General features: G+C 41.0%; 28 protein-coding genes. 25 read left to right on the top strand and 3 right to left on the bottom strand.

From position 1 onward, the window contains the following. Positions 1-56 precede the first annotated feature (56 nt). The 6 genes from AM231_RS14815 (at position 57) to AM231_RS14790 (ending at position 10,770) form a co-directional block, all read left to right on the top strand. Positions 57-947 (top strand): ABC transporter permease, encoded by an 891-nt coding sequence (locus AM231_RS14815; RefSeq protein ID WP_054403223.1) that lies wholly within the window; start codon positions 57-59, stop codon positions 945-947. Between the two features lie 11 nt (positions 948-958). Then, a complete protein-coding gene (locus AM231_RS14810) occupies positions 959-1,849 on the top strand; it encodes a carbohydrate ABC transporter permease (RefSeq protein WP_054403222.1) in 891 nt (296 codons plus the stop codon). Positions 1,850-1,898: 49 nt separating this feature from the next. Next, positions 1,899-3,176, top strand: a complete 1,278-nt coding sequence (locus AM231_RS14805) for a Gfo/Idh/MocA family protein (RefSeq protein WP_054403221.1) — start codon at positions 1,899-1,901, stop codon at positions 3,174-3,176. Positions 3,177-3,389: 213 nt separating this feature from the next. Further along, complete coding sequence (locus AM231_RS14800; RefSeq protein ID WP_054403220.1) at positions 3,390-7,742, top strand: InlB B-repeat-containing protein; 4,353 nt, start codon at positions 3,390-3,392, stop codon at positions 7,740-7,742. A gap of 434 nt (positions 7,743-8,176) precedes the next feature. Next, positions 8,177-9,925 (top strand): glycoside hydrolase family 35 protein, encoded by a 1,749-nt coding sequence (locus AM231_RS14795; RefSeq protein WP_054403219.1) that lies wholly within the window; start codon positions 8,177-8,179, stop codon positions 9,923-9,925. A gap of 296 nt (positions 9,926-10,221) precedes the next feature. Further along, entirely contained in the window at positions 10,222-10,770 is a 549-nt protein-coding gene (locus tag AM231_RS14790) for a GNAT family N-acetyltransferase (protein ID WP_054403218.1), read from the top strand. Between the two features lie 222 nt (positions 10,771-10,992). Here AM231_RS14790 and AM231_RS29980 read toward each other — a convergent pair whose 3' ends face one another. Together AM231_RS29980 and AM231_RS29975 are read right to left on the bottom strand one after the other, a co-directional pair. After that, positions 10,993-11,268, bottom strand: a complete 276-nt coding sequence (locus AM231_RS29980; protein WP_242615159.1) for a hypothetical protein — start codon at positions 11,266-11,268, stop codon at positions 10,993-10,995. Then, positions 11,268-11,684 carry a class I SAM-dependent methyltransferase gene (locus AM231_RS29975; protein WP_242615158.1) on the bottom strand — a complete coding sequence of 139 codons (417 nt, stop codon included), beginning with the start codon at positions 11,682-11,684 and terminating at the stop codon, positions 11,268-11,270. Before AM231_RS29975 ends, AM231_RS29980 begins: the two co-directional genes overlap by 1 nt. A 170-nt stretch (positions 11,685-11,854) precedes the next feature. On the opposite strand from AM231_RS29975, the gene AM231_RS14780 reads away from it, so the two are divergent. The 19 genes from AM231_RS14780 (at position 11,855) to AM231_RS14695 (ending at position 23,469) form a co-directional block, all read left to right on the top strand. Continuing rightward, positions 11,855-12,358 carry a 2,4'-dihydroxyacetophenone dioxygenase family protein gene (locus AM231_RS14780; RefSeq protein ID WP_054403217.1) on the top strand — a complete coding sequence of 168 codons (504 nt, stop codon included), beginning with the start codon at positions 11,855-11,857 and terminating at the stop codon, positions 12,356-12,358. A 17-nt stretch (positions 12,359-12,375) separates the two neighbouring features. Then, on the top strand, positions 12,376-12,795 hold the full coding sequence (locus AM231_RS14775) for a GNAT family N-acetyltransferase (RefSeq protein ID WP_054403668.1): 420 nt from the start codon (positions 12,376-12,378) through the stop codon (positions 12,793-12,795). Positions 12,796-12,890: 95 nt separating this feature from the next. Next, positions 12,891-13,241 carry a VOC family protein gene (locus AM231_RS14770; protein WP_054403216.1) on the top strand — a complete coding sequence of 117 codons (351 nt, stop codon included), beginning with the start codon at positions 12,891-12,893 and terminating at the stop codon, positions 13,239-13,241. Between the two features lie 99 nt (positions 13,242-13,340). Further along, positions 13,341-14,408, top strand: a complete 1,068-nt coding sequence (locus tag AM231_RS14765; protein ID WP_082341645.1) for an alpha/beta hydrolase family protein — start codon at positions 13,341-13,343, stop codon at positions 14,406-14,408. Between the two features lie 74 nt (positions 14,409-14,482). After that, positions 14,483-15,292, top strand: coding sequence for a DUF2785 domain-containing protein (locus AM231_RS14760; protein WP_054403214.1), 810 nt, complete (start codon positions 14,483-14,485; stop codon positions 15,290-15,292). Between the two features lie 166 nt (positions 15,293-15,458). Then, on the top strand, positions 15,459-15,905 hold the full coding sequence (locus AM231_RS14755) for a hypothetical protein (protein ID WP_054403213.1): 447 nt from the start codon (positions 15,459-15,461) through the stop codon (positions 15,903-15,905). Positions 15,906-16,243: 338 nt separating this feature from the next. Further along, positions 16,244-16,753: a hypothetical protein gene (locus tag AM231_RS14750; protein WP_054403212.1), complete on the top strand. Its 510-nt coding sequence runs from the start codon at positions 16,244-16,246 to the stop codon at positions 16,751-16,753. Positions 16,754-16,928: 175 nt separating this feature from the next. Then, complete coding sequence (locus AM231_RS14745) at positions 16,929-17,387, top strand: NUDIX domain-containing protein (protein ID WP_054403211.1); 459 nt, start codon at positions 16,929-16,931, stop codon at positions 17,385-17,387. Between the two features lie 64 nt (positions 17,388-17,451). Continuing rightward, positions 17,452-17,736 (top strand): YciI family protein, encoded by a 285-nt coding sequence (locus AM231_RS14740; protein ID WP_242615157.1) that lies wholly within the window; start codon positions 17,452-17,454, stop codon positions 17,734-17,736. 30 nt (positions 17,737-17,766) lie between these two features. Next, entirely contained in the window at positions 17,767-18,669 is a 903-nt protein-coding gene (locus tag AM231_RS14735) for an RCC1 domain-containing protein (protein WP_054403209.1), read from the top strand. 36 nt (positions 18,670-18,705) lie between these two features. After that, on the top strand, positions 18,706-19,275 hold the full coding sequence (locus AM231_RS14730; protein ID WP_054403208.1) for a GNAT family N-acetyltransferase: 570 nt from the start codon (positions 18,706-18,708) through the stop codon (positions 19,273-19,275). 13 nt (positions 19,276-19,288) lie between these two features. Then, positions 19,289-19,831, top strand: a complete 543-nt coding sequence (locus AM231_RS14725) for a histidine phosphatase family protein (protein ID WP_054403207.1) — start codon at positions 19,289-19,291, stop codon at positions 19,829-19,831. Positions 19,832-19,847: 16 nt separating this feature from the next. Next, the gene (locus tag AM231_RS14720) at positions 19,848-20,351 is read left to right on the top strand and encodes a GyrI-like domain-containing protein (RefSeq protein ID WP_082341644.1); all 504 of its coding nucleotides are present in this window, start codon (positions 19,848-19,850) and stop codon (positions 20,349-20,351) included. Between the two features lie 63 nt (positions 20,352-20,414). Then, on the top strand, positions 20,415-20,573 hold the full coding sequence (locus AM231_RS29095; RefSeq protein ID WP_165593405.1) for a hypothetical protein: 159 nt from the start codon (positions 20,415-20,417) through the stop codon (positions 20,571-20,573). Positions 20,574-20,664: 91 nt separating this feature from the next. Continuing rightward, positions 20,665-21,054, top strand: a complete 390-nt coding sequence (locus AM231_RS14715; RefSeq protein WP_054403205.1) for an NUDIX hydrolase — start codon at positions 20,665-20,667, stop codon at positions 21,052-21,054. A gap of 23 nt (positions 21,055-21,077) precedes the next feature. After that, the gene (locus AM231_RS14710) at positions 21,078-21,599 is read left to right on the top strand and encodes a GNAT family N-acetyltransferase (RefSeq protein ID WP_054403204.1); all 522 of its coding nucleotides are present in this window, start codon (positions 21,078-21,080) and stop codon (positions 21,597-21,599) included. Positions 21,600-21,712: 113 nt separating this feature from the next. Beyond that, positions 21,713-22,012 (top strand): nuclear transport factor 2 family protein, encoded by a 300-nt coding sequence (locus AM231_RS14705; RefSeq protein WP_341271611.1) that lies wholly within the window; start codon positions 21,713-21,715, stop codon positions 22,010-22,012. A gap of 30 nt (positions 22,013-22,042) precedes the next feature. Beyond that, positions 22,043-22,384 carry a hypothetical protein gene (locus AM231_RS14700; RefSeq protein ID WP_054403203.1) on the top strand — a complete coding sequence of 114 codons (342 nt, stop codon included), beginning with the start codon at positions 22,043-22,045 and terminating at the stop codon, positions 22,382-22,384. 74 nt (positions 22,385-22,458) lie between these two features. Continuing rightward, complete coding sequence (locus AM231_RS14695) at positions 22,459-23,469, top strand: phosphotransferase (protein WP_054403202.1); 1,011 nt, start codon at positions 22,459-22,461, stop codon at positions 23,467-23,469. 218 nt (positions 23,470-23,687) lie between these two features. On the opposite strand, the gene AM231_RS28205 is transcribed toward AM231_RS14695, so the two are convergent. Beyond that, a partial coding sequence (locus AM231_RS28205) for an IS3 family transposase (protein WP_165593404.1) occupies positions 23,688-23,810 on the bottom strand: 123 nt, incomplete at its 5' end.

Here is a 23,810-nt window from a genome sequence, read left to right as displayed (position 1 = left end):
TTGCAGTCGACGCACCTCCCATTTTTAAATGAGTAAGCTCACGAGGAGGGTCACCCATGAAATCGCTGAAAAAGGAAATGCCGCTTCACATCATGTTAATACCGGGCGTGATCGTAACCTTGATTTATGCGTACGGCCCCATGGTTGGACTCGTAATGGCATTTCAACAATTTGAACCGTTATCGGGATTTTTTAAATCCGATTTTGTCGGATGGGATAACTTTAATTATGTGTTTCACTTGCCGGATTTCAAACAAGTTCTATGGAATACGCTTATCATCGCCATTTCCAAAATGGTGTTGTCACTACTAGTTCCCCTCATCCTGGCCTTATTGCTAAACGAGCTTACCAAGAAGTGGTTTGCGGGCTTTATTCAATCGGCTATTTTCCTTCCGTTCTTCCTTTCCTGGACCGTACTTGGGGGTGTTATCATCGAATTATTCTCTCTAAGCGGACCGATCAACGGCTTGATCGCCTCGATGGGGTTCGAACCGATCATGTTCATGCTTGATAATAGCTGGTTCAGAGGCATTATTATCGGGTCGGATGTTTGGAAAGGTATGGGTTATAACATGATCATCATGCTTGCTGCGATTACTGGAATTAACGCAACGCTGTACGAAGCAGCGGAAGTTGATGGGGCAGGAAAATGGAAGCAAATGCTTCATATCACGCTTCCGGGTATATCACCGATCATTATTTTGCTAGCCGTATTAGGTCTGGGCGGGATACTTAACGCTGGATTTGAGCAGATCCTTATGATGTATAACCCGACTGTGTATGAAGGCGCGGACATTATCGATACTTTTGTCTATCGGTTAGGCATGTTTAGCCAACAATTTGGTCCGGCCGCGGCAGTAGGGCTATTTAAATCTGTCATTTCATTATTCATGGTATCGGTAACCTATTACGCTGCTTATAAATTCAACAATTACCGCATTTTCTAGGAGGCGGAGATGTGTTACACAAACAATCACTCAGCAGAAAGCTATTTATCGTATTTAATGTGCTATTCCTAACTTCCATTACTTTGCTTGGCATCATCCCGTTTGTTCATTTGCTATCCATTTCGCTTAGCTCCAATACGGCTGCGATGGCTGGAGAAGTTAAGCTGTGGCCCGTCGATTTTACTTGGGATGCTTATGTATATTTGGGGGAGAAGGTTGAGTTCTTCCGTTCCTTGGTTGTATCGGTCGAACGGGTAGTGCTGGGCTCAGCAGTCAATATGCTGTTAATTTTTATTACAGCATTCCCGCTTTCCAAATCGAACGATCAGTTTAGATTCAGAACGGTATATGTATGGATCTTTGCAGTTACGATGTTTTTCGGTGGAGGTCTAATCCCTACTTATATCATCGTAAAGGACACAGGTTTGCTGGATTCGATTTGGGCGCTGATTTTACCTGGTGCATTAAATGTATGGAATATGGTATTAATGCTTAATTTCTTCAGAAGCATTCCGAAAGAACTGGACGAAGCGGCAACCATCGATGGTGCAGGACATTGGAGAGTACTCTGGCAAATCTACTTGCCGATATCCCTTCCTTCCATCGCAACGATTGGCTTGTTTACCATTGTTGGTCACTGGAACGCCTGGTTTGACGGGATTCTGTATTTGAACTCACCGGATAAATATCCGCTCCAGACCTATCTTTCTACATTAATTATGTCTCTGAATGCTCAGATGTCATCGATGTCCGTGGAGCAGCTCAAGGTTATGGAGAACCTGAGTGAGAAAACGATTCGTATGGCGCAGATCTTTATGGGGGCATTGCCTATTATGGTCGTATACCCGTTCTTGCAAAAGTATTTTGTTAAAGGGATGACAGTTGGAAGTGTAAAAGAGTAGAACGAAGATTCTTCCATCAAAAACAAGCATGTACGGAGGGCAGAGTGAGATGAAGAAAGTTACGGTTGCATTAATTGGAGCGGGTCTGCGGGGCATTAATTATTCAGAGTATGCGATTCAGCATCCCAATGAACTTCAAGTTGTAGCGGTTGCGGAGCCGAACCTGGAACGACGGAATAAATTCAAAGAAAGACATGAGCTAGGGGAAGAGGCGTGTTTCGCTAGTTGGGATGATTTTTTTGCCTCACCTAAGGTAGCGGACGCCGTATTCATCTGCACGCAGGATAATCAGCATTACGAACCGACCATGAAGGCGCTGGAAGCGGGTTATCATGTGCTACTAGAGAAACCCATGTCCCCTGATGCCAAAGAATGCGTACTCATGGGACAAATGGCTAAAGAAGCCAATCGCGTCTTTTCGATCTGCCACGTACTAAGATACACCAATTTCTTTACTACAATTAAAGAACTGCTGGATCGCGGGGCCATCGGGCAATTAATGTCCATTCAACATAATGAGAATGTGGGTTACTGGCATCAAGCCCACAGCTTTGTAAGAGGGAACTGGCGGAGGAAGGATGAATCCAGTCCAATGATCCTCGCCAAGTCCTGTCATGACCTGGATATTCTCTCTTGGTTAGCCGATTCGGAATGTGAACGCGTTTCCTCCTTCGGTTCACTATCTCATTTCAAATCAAGCGAGGCGCCGGAGGGAGCACCTCTACGCTGCACTGATGGATGTCCGGTTGCAGATCAATGTCTCTATTATGCTCCCAATATATATCTAACAGAAAATACAGATTGGCCTACTTCGGCAATTAGTGATGATCCAAGTTACGAAGCTCGTTTGAAGGCTCTGCAAGAGGGTCCATATGGAAGATGTGTCTATCATTGTGATAATGATGTCGTTGATCACCAGGTAGTAAATCTGGAATTCGCTAATTCCGTAACGATAGCATTTACGATGAGTGCATTTACTAAAGAAGTAAGCCGCACAATCAAGCTTATGGGCACGACAGGCGAAATTCGTGGTGCTATGGAGAAAAATGAAATTGAGATTCTTCATTTCGGCAGCGGTAAGGTAGAGAGAATCTCTTTTGAGGATATGGGAGGCCACGTTGGCCACGGTGGCGGAGATTTTGGATTAATTAAAGACTTCATAAGGCTGGTTCGAGCGGATGGAAAGACTCAGGGCCTTACTTCAGCTCATCATTCCGTCCAAAGTCACCTTATGGCATTTGCAGCGGAGCAATCCCGTATTGAAGGTAAGATTATTGATCTGAAAGAGTTTGCCCAAAGTGTATTCCAACATGAAGTGGTGAGTTGAACGATGAATGTTCCGCTGATGAGAATTCCGCTGTTAGAACAGGAGCTCTGGTTCAGTGGATCATGTTTCTAATGTATTTCTCTTAGTCCGTTTTGGTAGGACTGCCTTTGGGGCTCTGTGTATTTCGCCCGGGTGGAACGGCCGGTTGATATGTGGTTCAAATCGAACAACAGGAATAACAGGATAACATCAAGTTATTAAGGAGGAGTACATGTGAAATTGAAACTCGCACGTAAAGGTTTATCCCTTACCCTCGGTATTCTGTTGGCGGTCACCAGTTTTCCTTTCGCACCACCACGCGCGCAGGCAGCGCCGGATTCCGGCAAGGCTCTGTATGTCGGCAGGGATGTTTACACCAATGCAACGGCAGAGGAACTAAAAAAAGCGATAGGAACCGGTCATAACGTGGCTAATAAACCCGAGTTCCACGTGCTATTGGACGAGTCACCTGGCTTGGCGGACTTCACCAGGCCGAACGTTCTTGACTGGGTTCATTATGTCAGTAGGGACGGCGCCAATTCCGGAGAAAATTTGACCGGCGCTGCAGGCCAAGTGAAGCACGTCAAGAGAGAAGTAGAAGGTGACCGCTTGGAGATCAGCGGAGCTGACGGCTCCGCAAAAAATGGCGGAAACTATGCCGATTTAGGGCTGTTCGGCCCCAAATACACGGATGGGATCATATTGTCTGATGGCGTGGAGGTAAACTCAACCGAGAACGTCAATATGCGCAGGGCGCATGCTGCCTTTACCGGGACCAACGCAACCGCCACATTCATTGCGCCATCTTCGAACGGTTCGCCCCGTACACTGGAGATTTATCTAGCCGTGAATGGCGGACAAAATGTAACCGCTACCGCAACGATGAATGGCGTTTCTGTAGCTTCGGTCCCTGCTTTTGATAGAAGAGTAGAAGACACCACTGCCAGTAAAAATAGTCTTACGGGGCTTAAATATGTTTTCACCTACACGGGTGATGAAAATGAATATCCGCTGGTGGTTACATTTACTTTGGCTGCTGGCGACAATACGGACTGGAGCGGTATTCGCCCTGTTGCTGCGAGTATCCTTGACGGAACTACGAACCCTGTTGACGTGTCCGGTGGTACGGCGGTATATGACAAACCGTTCAGCAAGCCAGGTGACACTAGCGAGTTCCTGTCAGGCAAAACCATTAAGCTGACCGCTGGAGATGCGCCAGTCGGCAAGGTGTTTGATGCGTGGATAGGTGAGGATGCTTCGCTGATTGACAATCCGAGCAGCGCCATGACCCTGTTCACCATGCCTAACCATCCCGTGACCCTCACCGCTACATATAAGGACATGGCGAAGAGAACTGTAACGGTGACTGGCGGCACCGCGAAGGAGGTCGGAGGGTCCAACAAAGGCGAGAGCATCAGTGTACATGCGGGCAGCACGATTATGCTTAAGACTGAAGCGCCACCTGAAGGCCAAGACTTTAAAAACTGGACAACTATCAACAATACCTCAGGCGTCACGTTTGCTGATCCCAATGCTAGCACGACGACCTTCGTGATGCCTGATAAGGATGTGGAAATTGGAGTGGAATACCGTGCGAAAGGCACAGCTGAGCCGGGAATCAAGGACAATAAGGATACCCAAACTGGAACGAAGAAGTACAATGACTACCTGTTCTCAAAGCATTCCGCGGGAGAACCAAGGAACCCGGTGGCCGGGCTAACCCCATTCTCCGACGTTTCCAATAACACTGCCATTCCGGGCGTACCGCAGATTGACGACAACCTGAGCGCCCCGAACGTCCTTGATTGGATGCGCTTTACTAACAATGGCACGGGTGCCAAAGAAAACCGCAAGAAGGGCGCCGGTTTGCTGTCAGCGAAATTCGCCGGCACGGTAAGCAATACTCGCGTTCATGGACAGAATGAGGAGCGTAAAAATATCCGCCTGACCTATGTTGACGGTACAAGCCCGGCGGAGGATAGCAGCAGCTATAGCGTAATACGTACAGGGGCGACGACTGCTGAGTTTACCGCTCCGTCTGCGGAGGGTATCGAGCGGACACTGGATGTGTATCTCACGTTCCAGGCGACAAATGCCCGGACGCTCACGATCAACGCTACCATGCCTAAGCAGGGCGGCGGTAACTACGTATACACCAAAACCGAAAGTTTGGTCAAAATGGACACCATCAGCAAGACCAGCGGGCGATACGCTGCCAAGTTTTCGTTCGCTTATGTGGGCGACGCGGGTGAACAGCCTTTGACCGTCAAATTCTCGCTGAACAATACCAGTGGAAACATGGGCGTCCATGGCGTACGGCTCACCGAGGGAACATCGGAGCCGCAGATCTACATGACCACGCCTGATCTGGACAATGACAAGTACGCGATCATCGTGCCTGACTCGCTGTTTCAGCGGCGTAAATTCCCTGTCAAGGTAGTTGACGCCTCCGGCACCCAGGTGAACGACCCAGCAGTCACCTATTCCTACGAAGGCGTATCCGCTGGTGTGAAGGGACAGACCGACATCTCTGGCATCAGCATTGGAGATGACGGTATGCTGTATGTCCGTCCGAATACCGAAGCTTCGATGACGATTGCTGTTACTGCTTCTGCAGCTGTGGATGGGATACCCGTGTCTGTAACGCGTAACGTGCGAATCATCAAGAATGCGGGCATTAAGGATTGGCCGACTCGCAATGCGGAGGAGGGCCCCCTAGGTAAGAACGCCAACGACTGGAAGCTGTACTTCAACGACGATTTTAACGGGCCCGAGCTGGATGCCACAGCCTGGGTCCCGCAGTATCTTCAGAGCTGGGCCATCAACAAGGACAACAGTGAAACACAATATGAGTTCGTTCAAGACGAGATTGGTAACCGTTATCTGGCACTGGGTGCTAAGGAACAGCGGCCAGACTTCTCCGAAGGCTTCAACGGCACCAACGACGGCGGTGACCAGCCCATCGTTGCACTCACTTCTCGCGACCGCCATCACCAACACTTGCTGGAGGACGGACGCGGCGATGCCTTAGATCCGGACCTACCTGATTTTGACGGCCTCGTGACTACTAAATACGGTTACTTTGAGACCCGCCTGCGTTTGCCTAGCACTGGTGACGGTGCGCACTTCGCTTGGTGGATGATCGGCGCACAGGACGACTCGCACCCGACGCAGGCCTTGTCAGGTCCAGAGCCGACTGGCACTCGGCATGGGGCAGGTACGGCATCTAATATGTACGACTTCGGGCCTGGCAATTGGGGAAACTACGTTTTCTATACCACTGACCAGGGCGTGGAGTATGACATTCTGGAGATCACGGCGGACAAAAACAGCCCTAACGGGGAATACAACCGCTGGCTGCCGGTCATCCACAAGAATGGCTCACGTTTATCACCATCCAATCCTGCAAGCGGGCGTTGGTGGGCTGGTTCTGACGTAAGCACCACGCCTAACCCGGCGATAAGCCCTTACGGACGGTATGATTACACTAAACATACCGAAGACGGTTACACCAGTGGCCGCGATGCGTACCAGGAGTTCCACGTATACGGCTTTGAGTGGGACGAAACCGGCACTAAGATGTACATTGACGGTCATCTGGTTTATGTTTCCAGCCGCACCGCCGACTACCGCATGCAGACGATTCTCAGTATCTATCTGGGACGTAACGGTGAGGGCGACGGATACGGACACGATCACGGCTACTGGCCTAAGGAAGCCATGTTTGACTACTTCCGTATCTACAAAAAGAAGGATCCGGTTCCCACCTCTATTGTGATTAACGGCCTGCAGGATGCGGAAGGCAACCCTGTGGAAGGTCGCTACAACACATCGTGGGACTACTTTAAGCAGGACTCAACCGTAAACCTGTCCGCGACTGTGCTGGATCAGTTCGGAACCCCTTACGATATCTCCGGCAAACCGAACCTGTCTATCAAGTGGCGCTTCTCCGACGATATCGGCGGCTCAAAGCCGTTGACCGGCGGAAGCGTGGATCTGGTTGGCGCGGCCAAAGTGACCTATCCCGCGAATTACAGTGCGACCAGGATGACTGGCCTTACCCTGAATGCGGATACCGGATTGCTGACCGTCGCGGCCGATGCCGCCAAGAACCAGGATATCTTCCTAACCGCCTATCTGGCCGATTCCAACGACCAAAGCGGCTACTACGGCGGCAAACTTACGGTCGCCAGCGATACCGCGGTCAATGAAGCAAAGCGCAACAGGGGCAAGATCCAAGAGACCAAACACATCAAGATTTCCGGTGACGCACCTAAGCCGCATCGTATCTTCTTTGATAATCCTGTGATGACCATTGCGCCGGGCGAGACTCTTAGCGTTAAGGCCACAGTGTATGATCAGTACAACAACCCGATGCCTGCACAGACCCTGAGCTACGTTCTTACCAAAGACGTCACGCTCCGAGAGACTGTGGACCTGAGCCTTAGCGGCATAACCCTGTCCGGCAGCAATCTGATCGCTGAGTCAAACGCTGTACCAGGCAAACAAATCATGGTTCGGGCCCAGTTGGACGACAAAGTGTATCAGAACCTGGCATTGAAGGTGGAGTCTACTCCGAACCAGTAGATACTGAAGCTCCACCCTAGACTGCAGGCCCGAATCAACAGGTTCACAAGAAGTCAGCGATTTATTCCTTAATGCAACTTTTACATTTAAAGTTGAAGCGGGAGATGAAGCAGTTACATTAATTTTACGATGTTAGACTATGCATTTTAGTTTTACTAAGCGATAAGCAATAAAGCCGCAGTAGTTTATAGCTGTGGCTTTATTGCTGTATGACACGTATGGAGAGTAACTTGGTGATGAACATCCGTTGTGTGAAGAGGATGTATTTACCAAATCCACTACCCAACCGAAGGGGTACCCATCGCGAGGTGGTTCGCTGTAAACCCAAGGGACCACGGATCATGGCTATTGGCGGCAAAGAGCAGAGCAGCCAAGTCTTGGAAAAATATTATACTTAAAACTTAAAAACACACAAGTTAAGAGGTGCAGAGAACATGGCGACTTTTCATTATTCAGGATCCACATTTTATTACAATGATCAGCCTGTAACCATTATTTCGGGAGCCATTCATTATTTCCGGGTTGTACCGGAGTACTGGCGGGACCGTCTCTTAAAATTGAAAGCCTGCGGCCTAAACACGGTAGAAACCTATGTGCCATGGAATTTACACGAGCCGCAAAAAGGAGAATTTTGTTTTGAGGGCATAGCGGATATCGTTCGGTTTATTGAACTTGCTGGGGAATTAGGGCTGTATGTAATCGTTCGTCCTTCGCCTTATATTTGCGCTGAATGGGAATTCGGAGGTCTGCCTTACTGGCTGTTGTCTGATTCGGATATGCGTTTGAGATGCTACCATCGGCCGTTTCTCGATCATGTGGATGCTTATTATGATGTATTACTTCCTAAATTAAAGCCATTGTTATGTACAGAAGGTGGCCCGATCATTGCATTGCAGATTGAGAACGAATACGGAAGTTACGGTAACGATAAACGCTATTTGAATCACTTAAAAGAAAGCATGATATCCCGCGGTATGGATGTTCTCTTATTCACGTCCGATGGTCCTGAAGACGCCATGCTGCAGGGGGGGATGGTCCCTGGTGTCTTGGCAACGGTAAACTTTGGCTCCCGGACAAAAGAGGCCTTCGATAAACTCCTTGAATACCAACCCGATGCGCCTGTGATGTGTATGGAGTATTGGAACGGATGGTTTGATCACTGGGGTGAGGAGCATCATACGCGTTCCGCGGAGGATGCTGCGCATGTATTGGATGAAATATTAAGCCTGAACGGATCCGTTAATTTCTATATGTTTCATGGAGGAACCAATTTTGGATTCTATAATGGAGCCAATGCTCATTCACTTGACGCGTATGAACCAACCATTACCAGCTATGACTATGACTCGCCATTAAATGAATCGGGGGAGCCCAGGGAGAAATATTTCGCTGTTCGTGAGGTTATCTCGAAATATGTGAATCTCGGACCCTGCGAGCTGCCATCTCCGATCCCAAAGAAAGCGTACGGAAAACTGCAGATGAAGGAGCAAGCTTCACTAAAGGCTAATTTGGACCGGATCTCAGCCCCAATTGCCTCTGCATACCCTGAAACCATGGAGAAATTGGGTCAAGCTTATGGGTTTATTCATTATAGTACGTATATTTCAGGACCGAGACCGAAAGATGAACTGGTCATCCAGGATGTGCACGACCGTGCACAAGTCTATCTGAATGGGCAGCTGGCAGCCACGCTGGATCGAATAAACCCGGATGTTAAACTGGAGTTCGAGGTGCCAAACGAAGGGTTACATGTCAGTATACTTGTGGAGAATTTAGGGCGCATTAACTACGGACCTTTTATGAAAGAATATAAAGGCATTACCGAAGGCGTTCGTTTTGGACGACAGTTTCTATCGGATTGGACGATGCATCCGCTGCCATTAACGGATTTAACTGGCCTAATATTCGAAGAACTATCTGAACAAACAGAGCCCTGCTTTTTCCGTACAACTCTAGTTGTGGATGACCCTTGCGATACATTCTTAAGCCTGGAAGGATGGACAAAAGGGGTTGTATTCATCAATGGATTTAATCTCGGACGCTATTGGAATATCGGACCGCAGAAAACATTGTATGTGCCAGGTCCTCTATTGAAGCAAGGCAATAATGAAATTATGATCTTTGAACTGCACGGTACTTCAGATGCCTCGGTAACTTTCTTGGAGCGGCCCAATATCGGGTAACTGTTGAATAAAACCTAATCAAACGAACAATAAATATCGTAGAGATAATCCCTATTATAGCGTTATAAAATGAGATATACTGAGGTGGGAATTGGTTAGAGTTCGTAAGGGAACACGAAACCAGTGTACATTATCAGCATAAAGAGCAGTCTACCGTTAAGTGGTGTGTGAAACAGACCGTTCCCTTAAGGGTGGTCTGTTTCTTTTTTATATTAGGTAAGAAGCGTCAAAATGAATATGCTAAACATAAACAGCATACGACCCGGCCTTAAGTAATTTATGTGGAGGAAGATATAATGGATACAACCATTAGAAGAGCAAATGTTAATGACCTTGAGTTCATTGTAGAAACTGACTTGTTAAATGAAGGGTACACATTCAAAGACAATAAAGTATCACAAGAAGAATTAATAGAACATAGAAAAAAACTAAACCAATTTATAGTTGATAAGGATAAAGGAGTGCTAATGTTAGAGGATTCAGAACAAAGTGTACGAATCGGATATATTATGTATCGTATAAGTAATAGAGACAAACCATATCCTTGGAAAACAGCGTTTAGTGAGATGGATCGTTCCCTTTTTCAAGAAGACGGACGTTTTTTAGAAGTATTTAATTTATGGATCGATTCAGGATATCGCAGGCAGGGGTTTGCAACATTACTTAAGAAAGCAATTGAATTAGAAGCAAAAAACCATGGTCTTAATCTAATTTATACACATACAGAAGAAGAGAATGAACATGTTATAGAATTAAATAGAAAACTTGGATACCAAGAAGTGTGCCGAGGGACAATCTGGGACCAAGTTATTCGAGTAAGTTTAATTAAACATATTGAGGATTAAATAGTAGCGCTGTGAGGGCGTTTACTTCTTATAACAGATGCTACGATAACTTGTGTCGATTTATTAGAGTCCGCAATGATCAAGCTCGAAGATTATAGTCAGCAATTTCATGTAAGGGATAAGCTCAAGCCCATTTTTTGGGGACCTTTACAGCAGGAGAAGAAAATAAACAGAAACCATGGTGTTAATAAAGGTCCCCGGGATTTTCCCTATGGAACAAGTCTAGTTATCTATCTTCCTTGCAAACATTACAACAAAATTGTAGTACTTATAAATACAATCAACATCAGTAAATCCACTTTCATTTAGCCAACCTAATTGCTGGTTTAGGGTAGTCATCTTATCCAGTTTTGTTCTCTCAATTGCTGAAGAGATCTCCTGTTGATCCAGCCCACTATGCTCAACGTAATTTCTCCAATCTGATTTGTACAAGGACTCTAAGAATTCGGTATTCCCTAGGACTTGATCAGCATTTATAAATATACTGTTGCTTTTCATTATTGAATAAACCTTCTGATATAGATATTTCTTTTGGAATCATTCAAGTGATGGATAGATAGTGAAGATATTACTAAATCAAATTGTTCACGATACTCAAACTTGGTGTAATCACCTGCTATGTATTGAATATTTGGTTTGTTTTGAAATCTGGTCTTCGCAATATCCAGCATATTCTCGGATAAATCAATCAGTGTTATTTTTGCTTTGGGGTATTTGTTAAGGATGTAGCTTGAGAATAATCCTGTGCCTGCGCCTAAATCTAAGACCCTGGGTGAATCAGTCTCCAATGAAGCTAAATCAGTAGCTATTTTATAAAAATCTTCAAAACAAGGAATAAGCTTCGCTCTTTGTTTGTCATATTTTTGAGCTACTTCATTAAATTGTTCTTTGATATCAAGACGGTTAAACTCCATTTTAATAATCCTCTCCCTTTTAATTTCATAATCAAATGATATATTAATGACAAGTTAAAAACTAATATTTGGAAATGATAGCATTGATAGGTTAAAGCTATAAATGAACAATAATTAATTGATTAAGTGGATATATTGTTAGACCAATAAATACAAGAGGAGACTATAGCATGAATAGATTGATTAAAGATTCTGTAGTAAAACTAGCAGAAGATCTTCAATTGCCTGAAAGGGTATTTAATATCGATGATTTACCGTGGGTTCCTTTTGACGATGGAGAAGAAGCCAATTGTTATTTCAAGCCTCTTAGATTTGATCTTGCAACTGGCACCTGGATATACCTTTTTAAAATAAAGAGTAATCAAGTCTTGACGCGCCACCGACATACTGGTGGATCTGTTGTTGGATATAACATTAAGGGGCAATGGAGATATGAAGGACGTGATTGGATCGCGAAACCAGGGAGTTTTATATTTGAACCACCTGGGGATATCCATACCCTGATTACTGATGATGAAGAAGTAATTACCTTATTCATTCTTGGAGGCTCATTGCAATACTTCGATGAAGATAATGTAGTTATTGGTCAAGATGATATATATACAGTACTAAAGAAATATAGAGATCATTGTCAAGAGATGGGAATCGAAGTGCGGGAAGATCTTGTTTATTGATGGAAGGAGTGATGATGTTGTCGATCGAGATCACAAATAATATTGATACTGATAATAAAGATTATGTAAGGAACAAGATGATAGAGTTTAATCTTAGACACTTTCCAGATGATTTGAAAGGTCGTTATCAAGAATTAAAACTACATTTAGTTCATGATGGCGACGCGATAATCGGAGGAATTGTGGGAGAGTTTTGCTGGAATTGGCTTGAAATTCATTATCTTTTCGTTGAGGAAGAGTATCGGAAATTTGGGTATGGAAGAACACTTCTAAGGGAAGCGGAGAAGATGGCTCTAGAAAGAAAATGTGATTTTATTAAACTGGATACATTGAGTTTTCAAGCATTGGATTTTTATTTGAAGGAAGGATTTCAGATTTATGGATCTATTGAGAACGCTGGAGGGCATACCCATTACTATCTAAAGAAAGATATTTGAAATCTAAATTTAGGGAGGATTTAAAATAAAACCTGAGATTTTCGAGTTCCAGGCAAAGAAATTTTAGCATAAGAATTTAGTTGTGGAGGTAGCAAATGAAAGTTAAGCGAATTGTTCCGAATATAGATGCAAGGAATATAAGTGCGGCTAAATCGTTCTATCAAGATGTACTCGGACTCGATTTGTTGATGGACCATGGCTGGATAGTAACTTATGGATCAAGTGATGAAATGAGTATCCAAATTAGTTTCGCTTCAGAGGGCGGCTCACAGACTCCTACACCTGATCTCTCGATTGAAGTTGATAATGTTGATATTTGTTATGATCGGATGAAGAGTGCCGGATTTTCAATAGAATATGGTCCTACAGATGAACCTTGGGGAGTTCGACGTTTTTTTGTCCGCGATCCATTTGGTAAGCTTGTAAACATTCTGGCTCATACATAAATTATCTGGCTAAGGATATGGATTTAATAGCAACAGGTGAAAGTTAGTTTAGTTATTGGAGCAAGGTAATAGGTTTCGATTAACAGTAAGAGTATAAGGATGAGAGAAATGGAAATAGGGAGAAGGGTCTTAGTATTTACAGATAAAACTCGTATCGATCCAATAAGCAAAGAGTCAAGAGAGGTCCTCACTAGTATTTATTATCCTTCAGAACCCACGGGGAATAAGGGGAAGTACGCTACTTTATTTGAACCTTGTACCTCTTTGGCTGTTGATATGCTCAGTAGTATGGGAGTAAACAAAGAATATATTAGTAATCTAGAAACTGTAATATATAATAATGCAAATATTAATATGACCGTTAGGAACTGTCCCATTATTTTTATAACTCCTGCTTATGGTGTAGTTAGAGATATGTATTCCTTTTGTGTGGAACACCTAGTAAAGCAAGGTTTTATTGTTATTACAATTGGTGCCACTCATGAATCGCTATTTTCAATTTTCCCAGATGGTCGTTTTATTCAGCAATCGAAAGAGATATCCGAAATTGACAGTTTGGATATACATTATTGGAATCAATTATTGGAACTTAGAGTTGAAGATGTTAGGTATGTTATGAATAATCTAGAAGAAATTCTGAATTCTGATAAGGACCTTATGGCAATAGTAGATGTCAATGAAATAGGGATAATTGGTCATTCGTTAGGTGGCGCTGCTGCGTATGAAGTACTAAAAAGAGATAAGAAAGTCAAAGCCAGTGTTCTATTAGATCCCAGTTTCCATTTAATAAGGGCAGATATAGAAGAAAAAGTATCGGTTCCATTATTGGTAGTTCGACAAGAGAAATGCTCGATCGAGGAATTAGAAAATGATTTCTCTCCAGAGTTGTTATCCTTGTTCTTAAGTGGTTATAACGCTCTATATAATTCGTGTGATATAAATAGTTCTTTTATTAAAATGCAAGGAGCTCATCATATGACATTTAGTGATATCCCGATACATTACAAGGAAGCTGGGATTAAACTAAGGCATTCGACTATTACTAAGTACATTTCTGCTTATTTCGAGGAGTATTTAATGAAGAGAGAGAACATTTTTCATGAATTGATGAAAGATAACATTAGCGATGGAGTCTATGAAATAAATAGTGTTGGATTAGTTATTTGAGAGGTTATCGAGGAGACGTTACCTTTCAGATAGCACAATTCTCTCGTTCAGGGGGGAAACATAAGGAGGAACAAATGAACAACCTTAAAAGTTTTTTGAGAGATGTAAGAGATAATAATTATGGGATTCCTGAAGGAACAGACATTGATCAGGTAGTTCATGAAATGATACAAAACATTGGTTCGATTGATGACGAATTAAGGGATAGGCTCATTTATGGGACTTTGCATAAATGGATAATGAATGAAGAACTAAGTATAGAATTAGTTAGAAAGGTATTGTATATAACTTTAGATGATGATCATTTATTCTGTGGGATAGGGGATATTGATCAAGATACAGTGTTTACACGTTCTTTTTCTGCTCTGTTTATTCCCCTTGCTTTTCATTATAACGATATTTTTAATTATCTTACTGAACAGGAATATGAATATATTTACTCTAGAATGAGAAAGTACTATGAACTTGAGAAGGATTATAGAGGATACATATTAGATAAGGGATGGGCCCATTCGATCGCACATGCAGCTGACAGTTTACATTCTATTTCATCCGCATCTTATTATTCTCAGAAGCATTTATTAGTTATCTTAGAGTTGATAAGGGAAAAGGCTTGTGTTAGTAACTATTATTTTATAAACGATGAAGACGAGAGAATGGCAGCAGTTGTAATTCAAATTGTAAAGCGTAATATCCTCAAGGAAGATGTTCTAATTAATTGGGTGCAGCAGCTTGGATGTATTGAAAGAATTGCATATCCACGATATGACATAATGAGAGGCAATATCAAGAATTTTTTGCGAAGTGTATATTTCAGATTATTGGATATTAGTGGAACTGAGGGTATAAATAAAGAAATAATAAAAACATTAAACCAGCTCTAATACGAAACTAAATTACTCTACAGCGAGGAGGTTACTTAGTTTGACAATATGTATAAACCGAAATGGTGATATATATGAAGGATTTCTAATCATCTCTGAAGATAAGACGAAACAAATCATCAATTAACATTAGGTGAGATCTGTGAGAAGGGGAATAAACCAGAGTATGAACAAAAAGTATGAAATTAAGTTCCCCAATTCAAGATATGTCCAATTGATTTGTTCTATTATCATTACTTTCTTATTAATACATGTAATTCGAATAGATGATTTATTATCTGTTATTAATGTAGCTATATTATTGTTAGTTTGCCTTGTACAAGTAGTAATGCTATTGAAGAGGATATTAAGAAAAGATAATGAGCTAGTGATTACAGAAAGTACAATTAGGCTTAATCAAGTGGAAGTACCAATACATAAAATCGAAAAAATAATAATTGAAGGCTATTTTATACAGAGTGTCGGTATCAAGTTATATGGAAGAAAATTAATTTCAATAGATTTCCATTTTCGGTTCAAGGAGAATGAAGATATTAATATAAAAGAATTAAAACAGTGGGCAAATATGAACAATATACAAGTAGCTAGTGGAAAAATATTTAGATGGATATAGATAGCCGCATAAGTAATGCAGGGTGTTCCTGGCATCAGATAACATCGTATATTCGCTTTGGGTATCAACCGGATGAATGGGATCAACTCTAACGGATACGAATACGTAGGGATGCACGGATGACGGACATAGTAAATACCAGAAGTCCTTAGGAAAATGAAGGCGAGTCAAGGATTCATACTAACATCACAAAACATAATACTCATGCTGCGGGGCTGACACCCCTTGCTCGTCCGATGTATATTCGTGGAAGACAACTCGGACGTTACACGAGCCGGCCTCAGATAGGAGCTATCTAATGCTGGCTTTATTATCAGTATAGGAGGAAGGTAAAGCGTTTGAAACAAATTGCTTTTTTGCTATTGTTGATTTCTTTCCTATGTAGTTATAGAAACTCAGATGTCAGTCATACAAACAATGACCAGAATCATAATTCAATTATAAGTTACAGTAACAATTCATTGAAATCAGTAGAGGTCAGTATGTATCGAACCAATTCTGTAAGAGGTCAACCCGAGTTAATAAATGTATATTTTGAGCAAGCTGAAATCGAAATTATAAAAAACTGGATTATGAATACAACAAAAACGACGACATCCATTCCATCATCCACACACTCAATCTTTCTCTATAGGTTCATTTATCAAGGATTAAATAATACGGAAGAACAAAAAATACTAGCATATGTGACAGCTCAAAATAATGATGTGTTCATTCATCAGATTTCAGCCGAAACTTTAAGAAAATTAAATGGTTTTGATACGTTCCAAGAAAAAGATCGGTCAACTATATTAAGCTATATAGGAGAAGATGACTGGTATAAAACAAACGAATTAATAATTCGATGAGTAGAGCTACTATATTAAAGATTCATGGCTATCAACATTGGTTTTAGATGTATAATCATGGAAGGAGCTCAGATAACAAACACCCCAGCCCTATGATAAGAGCATCCAAGGCTGGGGTGTTTTGGCTATACCTATTCATAAATACTTGGGTCATAAGGGAAGGTTGTTTATAGTGATGAAAATAATAGTAACTGGTGGGGCGATCATACGAGATAATGAAGGCAGGATATTACTGCAGCGGAGATCAGATTATGGTGATTGGGGTCTTCCTGGAGGGGGAATGAACGCAGGTGAATCTATTGAAGAAACGATGGTTCGAGAAGTCTATGAGGAGACAGGCTTAGAGGTAAAGCAATATGAACTTTATACTGTGTATAGTGGACCACGAATGAAGTATAAATATCCAGATGGAAATGAAGTTGTATTTGTAATGTTTATATTTAATGCCAGAGCAGATTTAGAAGGAAGAATTGCTGATGATAATAAAACTCTAATTTACAAAGATGAAAACCAAGAATCATTGAGATTAGAATTTAAATCGATAGAAGAAATACAACTAGAAGATATTAGTACTGTACAAAGAGTTGTCTTTGAAGATATAAAGAATGGTAAAAACACATTATTAAGAACTTAAGGTGCTGTGTAAATCCAATTGCTATGCAAGTGAGGAGAGGGAACAGATGACTTTCGTTTATTTAATGAATAATCAAAAGCCGTTAAATGAAGAAGTAATTATGAGTCATGTGGAGTACCTAAGAGGTCTAGAGTCACAAGGCGAACTTATTCTCTCTGGTCCTTTTACTGATTATCCTGGAGGGATGGTCATTGTTATAGCAGAAGATTTAAATGAAGCAACCAACATTGCAAATTCTGATCCATTTATTGCATCAGGGTACAAATCATATGAAATTAGAACATTAATGCTGGCGAATGAAGAAAATAATTATTTACTCGGAGAACTTGATCCAAGAAGCACATCCTGAAAAATGGTTTTGTTTATAAGGAGGTAATACATGGATTACACTACAGAGATTGAAGCAACGTTAAAGGTGAAACCGCAGCCTAAACACACTATTGCGGCAGGGCGCCGTCATACCGTTGGTTCAAAATCTGATGGAACCGTGGTTGCTGTGGGTGATAATAAATCTGGCCAATGTGATGTAAGTGGCTGGCACAATATTGTAGAGGTTGCGGTTGGTAATGTTCATATGGCGACGAATACGGGAAATGCTCATACTGTCGGTCTAAAATCAGATCGCACAATGGTTGCTGTTGGTTGGAATACAAATGGCCAATGCGATGTACAAGAGTGGGGCGATATCGTAGCAGTTTCGGCGGGGTGGCGTCGTACTCTCGGGGTGAAATCGGATGGCACGTTAGTTGCTGTAGGTCGAAATAATGAAGGCCAGTGCAATGTAAGCGGTTGGCGTGATATAGTGGCGGTTTCAGCGGGTGACTGGCATACCGTTGGGCTTAAATCAAACGGCACGGTGACAATTGTAGGCAATAATCGCTATGGTCTATACGATGTAGTTAACTGGCGTAATATTGTAGCGGTTTCGGCAGGTTACCTTCACACCGTCGGTCTTACATCGGGTGGTACGGTGGTGGCTGTGGGTTGGAATAAACACGACCAATGCGATGTAAGCGGCTGGCACGATATGGTAGCGATATCTGCAGGGAGTTATCATACCATCGGCCTGAGATCTAATGGCACGGTGACGGCTAAAGGTTGTAATGCGCATGGACAATGCAATGTAAGTGGCTGGCGTGATATTGTGGCAGTTTCAGCGGGTTGCACTCATACTGTCGGCCTTAAATCGGACGGAACCGTGGTTGCTGTGGGTGATAATACATCTGGCCAATGTAATGTAAGCGGCTGGGGTGGTATCCGGCAGCCTGGCAATTTGCTTTAGATCAAGCCGCTATCTGACTAAAAAGGAGCTTGTAACATGAGCATAGATGTATTGTTTGAAAAATTCCCTATAATCAATGGAGACAGAATCACTTTAAATAAAATTGAGACAACCCATCTAGATGATGTCTTTTCTATCTATGATAACGATCTAGTTTTTGAGTATTGCGGGATTATCCCTAAACACAATAAAGAAACTGTAAAGAATATGATAGGTCATTTTGAACGCGATTATAACAAGCGGTCACGGGTAAAGTGGGGCATCTTGTTAAACGATTCATCCAATAAACTTGTTGGGATCATGGAAGCATTTGATTTTAATCAGAAAGTAAACATGGTTACAATTGGTTATTTCTTAGAGCAATCTTACTGGGGGCGAGGTATCGCCTCGGAAGCTGTAAGACTTCTAACTTCTTATTTTTTTGAAATAATTGATATTAATAGAATCCAAGCTGAAGTGATGCCAGGAAACGATGCTTCAAAACGTGTTTTACTTAAAAATGGATTCTCTAAGGAAGGAACCTTAAGACAAGCAAATATCTGGTCCGGGAAGGGAATTGTTGATTTGGAGATATATGCGATTCTTAAGAAAGACTATAAATCATAGGAGGTCTACTTGAATGATTTATGTGGTGAGACATGGACAGACGGATTTGAATAAGGAAAAAAGATTACAAGGTAGACAAGGAATGCCTTTAAATGAAGAAGGAATTAAACAAGCCGAGATACTAAGAGAAGAGCTCAAGGAAATTAAGTTCGACTGTGTTTTCTCATCTCCACAAGAAAGAGCTATTCAAACTGCTGAAATTGTGAGTGGGTTAAAAGCAATCCCTGATGTAAGACTTGATGTATTTGACTTAGGTGAAGCAGATCGTTTACGAAGAGAAGAAGTGATGATGAGAGGCCCAGTACCTGATCCCTCCATTTATAAAGGTGTGGAAAACATTAAAGATTTTATAAAGAGGGTTTTTCATTTTATGTCTGAGCTAGAAGGAAGATATCATAAAGAACAAATTAATATATTGATTTCTGGACATCGGTGTACCACAGGATGTATGGGTGCATATTTTCTTGGGGAACCACAAGATGGGGATTTACTTAAGTTCTCATCAAACAATGGTAAATATAAAGTGTATGAGTTTGAAAAGAGACAGATCATATAGTTGATGATGCAAATAAATGATTGAGGAGCGTGAAACAATGGAGGCAAGAATCATTGAGAAACAAGCATTTAATGTAGTAGGGATGACTTTAGAAACGTTGCTGAGAGATGAGCGAGAACAAAGGAATATTCCAAAGTTATTTGAAACATTTGAACAAAGGATAACTGAAGTTAAGAACAGAAAAAATGACCATTCCATAGGCATATTTATTGATCCGCCGAACTACAATCATGAGACAGATAAGTTTAGATGGATTGCAGGTGTAGAGGTATTGAATGGTAATGATATTCCTGATGGTATGGAGCTTTATACATTTCCGGCTAATGCGTATGTATGTACAACTTACAAGGGGCCTTCGGACGCAACCTATCGTGCTTATGACTTTTTGTACAAATGGGTTAATGAATCGGAAGATTATGAATTAGCAGATACATATGGAATTGAACAATATTTAGGTAGTGATGAAGCGGGGACGCAATTCATGGACTTAATGTTTCCTGTAAAGATAATTAAAGGCTAGCTTTTTTTGAAATGTTCTTAACGTCTGTTAACAACGATTTTAGATGGATGGAGGATAACAAAGATGCAAAAAGCAGTAATCCTGTATTTTCTATCAGAAAAGAAAAACAACCTGGAAGAATTAAACCATTTGTTAGCCGAAGGATGGAAAGTAATTAGCCAAAATCCCATGAGTAATGGGGAGGGTAATGCATCGATTTCATTAGTGATCGTAGAAAAATAACATATTAATTATTCAACAAACGACCCAGCATTAGATAAAATCTATCTAAGATAGGGTCGTTTCGTGAATAGCAAGCAAAGGGGCTAGATTCATGGTTTTAGAAATACCCATTTCAGTTAAAGGGATCATGATTGATTCAGAAGGAAAGACTTTACTTCTTAAGAATGAGAGAAAGCTATGGGAACTACCTGGAGGTAGAATCGAAGAGGGGGAACAACCAGAGGATGCATTAAAACGAGAAGTACAAGAGGAACTTGGGATTGAAGTAACTATAAAGAGGCTAAATGATACATGGATTTATGAAGTGCACAAAGAACGGTACATATTGATTATAACCTTTGAGGTAGCGTATGAGTCAGCAGAAGTAATTCGATTGAATGAAGAACATATAGATATGGGTTGGTTTAGTGTAGCTGAGATCGAGCAATTAAATGCTGCGGACGGATACAAAAACTCAATAAAGAAAACTATGTATAAATAATTCAACAACAATAGGGAGTTACTATGATAAGAAAAATGACTCAAGCTAATATTACCGATTATAACAAGTCATGCGACGGATTCACTATAATTGGAAGGATTGTGCCCAGGTATGAAGATGGTATCTGGTCATATACTGAAGAGATATTTAAAGAACACTATAACAAACAATATGAACTAGATGACATTGATGATAGCTACATAGAAGATGAGGATAAAGCAGTTTACTTTTATTACGAAGAAGATAGATGTATTGGTCAGATTAGGCTTAACACAAATTGGAACGGATTTGGACTTATAGAAGAAATTTATGTGGCAAAAGGAAGTAGAAACAAGGGGATTGGGACTGCATTATTAAACCAAGCTGAAGAGTGGGCAAAGCAAAATCAATTAATTGGTCTAATGCTTGAAACGCAAGATGTTAATTTATTGGCCTGTCGATTTTATGCGAAGCACAGCTTTGTTATTGGAGCGGTAGATACTATGTTGTACTCGAAGTTTCCATCAGCACATGAAAAGGCAGTATTTTGGTATCACAAATTTTAAAAAGATGGACAAGGGGAGAAAAGCATTTATGAAGGACATTGAAATTAATACACTGATTAGAAATTATTTAGATGCATATAACTCTTTTGATATTAATGGGATGACAAGACTCTTTGATAAAAGAAGTTGAATTTCGAAACATCTCCAAAGGTATAGTTGATACTGAAACAAAGGGCATTGATCAATTTCGCGAGTTAGCTGAACAATCGTTAAAGATGTTCACACAAAGGCGCCAAACGATCAAGCAAATTATAACTCATGATGATAAAGCAGAAATTGAAGTTGATTATGAAGGAACTTTGGCAACAAACCTACCTAATGGTATGAAGGCTGGTGACACAATAAAACTTAAGGGCAAGTCTATCTTTCGAATGAAAAATAACAAGCTAATTATGATTGAAGATTATAGTTAGGGATAGCCCTAAGAAAAAGGAAGTATAAATATGAAGTTTAGTAAAAGAAAATCCTATATAGCACTTTATGATTTTCTATCAAAGCGTTGGGAGAACTCAAACAAAGAAAACGAAGATGCAGCTATTTTTCTAGGAAGTATGTCTCCCCATATTTCTAACGATTCAAAGTCAACTGATCCAGCCTATTGGCAAGATTGGGACACGGCCTGGCAGGAAGCAGAACTTCAAAGCGACATAAATGAGGGAAAACTACTCTTTATAATAATTAAATTTATTAGAAACTATGAAGAGCTAGGATTTGAATTAAGCGAATTAATTATTGAAATAGAAAAACAGCATCAAAACAGAGATTTATTCAAATTACTTGATTAGTTGATTATGAAAAATCATCTTGAACTTTGAATCCGTGAGGTGGGTTCTAGACAATATAAAAAAGGACTGATGGAATGGATTATCAATACAATCTACAGTTTGGGAAATTGTGCAGCATGTTAGATATTGGCGATATAATCAAAACCCCCAAAGCTATATCAGGTGGTCTGTTACATAGAATGTTTGCAGTCGAAACTTCAAAGGGAAAGTATGCTGTAAAAGCTCTAAATCCACAAATAATGGCAAGGCCCACTGCCGAAAATAATTATGTCATGTCAGAAAAAATCGCCAATATTGCCTCTAAACATATACCTGCTCAACCGGCAAATATATATAACGGAACAATTTTACAAAACATTGATAATCAATTTTATCTGGTTTTTGATTGGATCGAAGGACAAAGTTTGAAACCGCATGAGAGTACCACGGTACATTGTAGGATGATCGGATCTATGCTTGCTGAAATTCATCTTACAGATTATTCGCAAATCGATTATAAAAATGAAAATTCTAATGTGATTAAAGAAATAGACTGGAATTTCTATTTAAACAAAGGAAGAGAGAACAATTCTAATTGGGTGAATCTTTTTTCTGATCATATTGAGAACTTGTTTCTATGGAATGATAGGGCGCAGAATTCTTCATTTATGTTAGGGGAAGAGAGTGTTTTCAGTCACAGAGACTTAGACCCTAAGAATGTTATGTGGATACGTAATAATCCGATAATAATAGATTGGGAATCAGCGGGCAGCATAAATCCAAGCCATGACTTGATAGAATCTGCTCTATACTGGTCAATAAATGAATCAGCTAGAATAGATAAAGAGAAATTTCATGCTTTCGTTAGCGGATATCAACAGCGTTTCGGGAATATAAATGCGGATTGGAGACTAGCTCTAGAACTTGGATATTCAAGTAAGTTAGAATGGTTAGAATACAGCCTTAAGCGATCATTAGGAATGGAATGTAATGATGAAAGAGAGCAGGAAATGGGAACAATTCATGTAACAGAAACAATAAATGCACTTAAGGGTTATGACGAGGTGATGCCTGAATTAATAGCCTGGTTAGAAAATATGAAATAAGCTAAAGTGGTTAAAATAAGGAGTTTTACATCATATAACAATGTATTGATGATCAAGATTGGGCATGAAGCCTTAAGGAGTAAGCTATGAAAATTAATATTAATACTATAAATACATATATAATCACTCTTAATTTAATCACATTTATTAGCCTTTTAAATATGACCTACATCTTTGTCCGTAATATTGCGAGTGATTTTTGGATTGTCAACAGAAAATCAAACAACATTTTTAAGGGCTTCATAGCGATACTGGACAGGCGTCATATAGCCTAAAGTTCCATGAATACGATGTTTATTAAACCAGTTGACGTAATCATATAATTCCACTTCTAACTGTCG

This window comes from Paenibacillus solani (assembly GCF_001277345.1).
Classification (GTDB): Bacteria; Bacillota; Bacilli; order Paenibacillales; family Paenibacillaceae; genus Paenibacillus_AQ; species Paenibacillus_AQ solani.
Note: the sequence above shows the minus strand (reverse complement) of the source record. Positions and strands in the feature narration are given on the sequence as shown.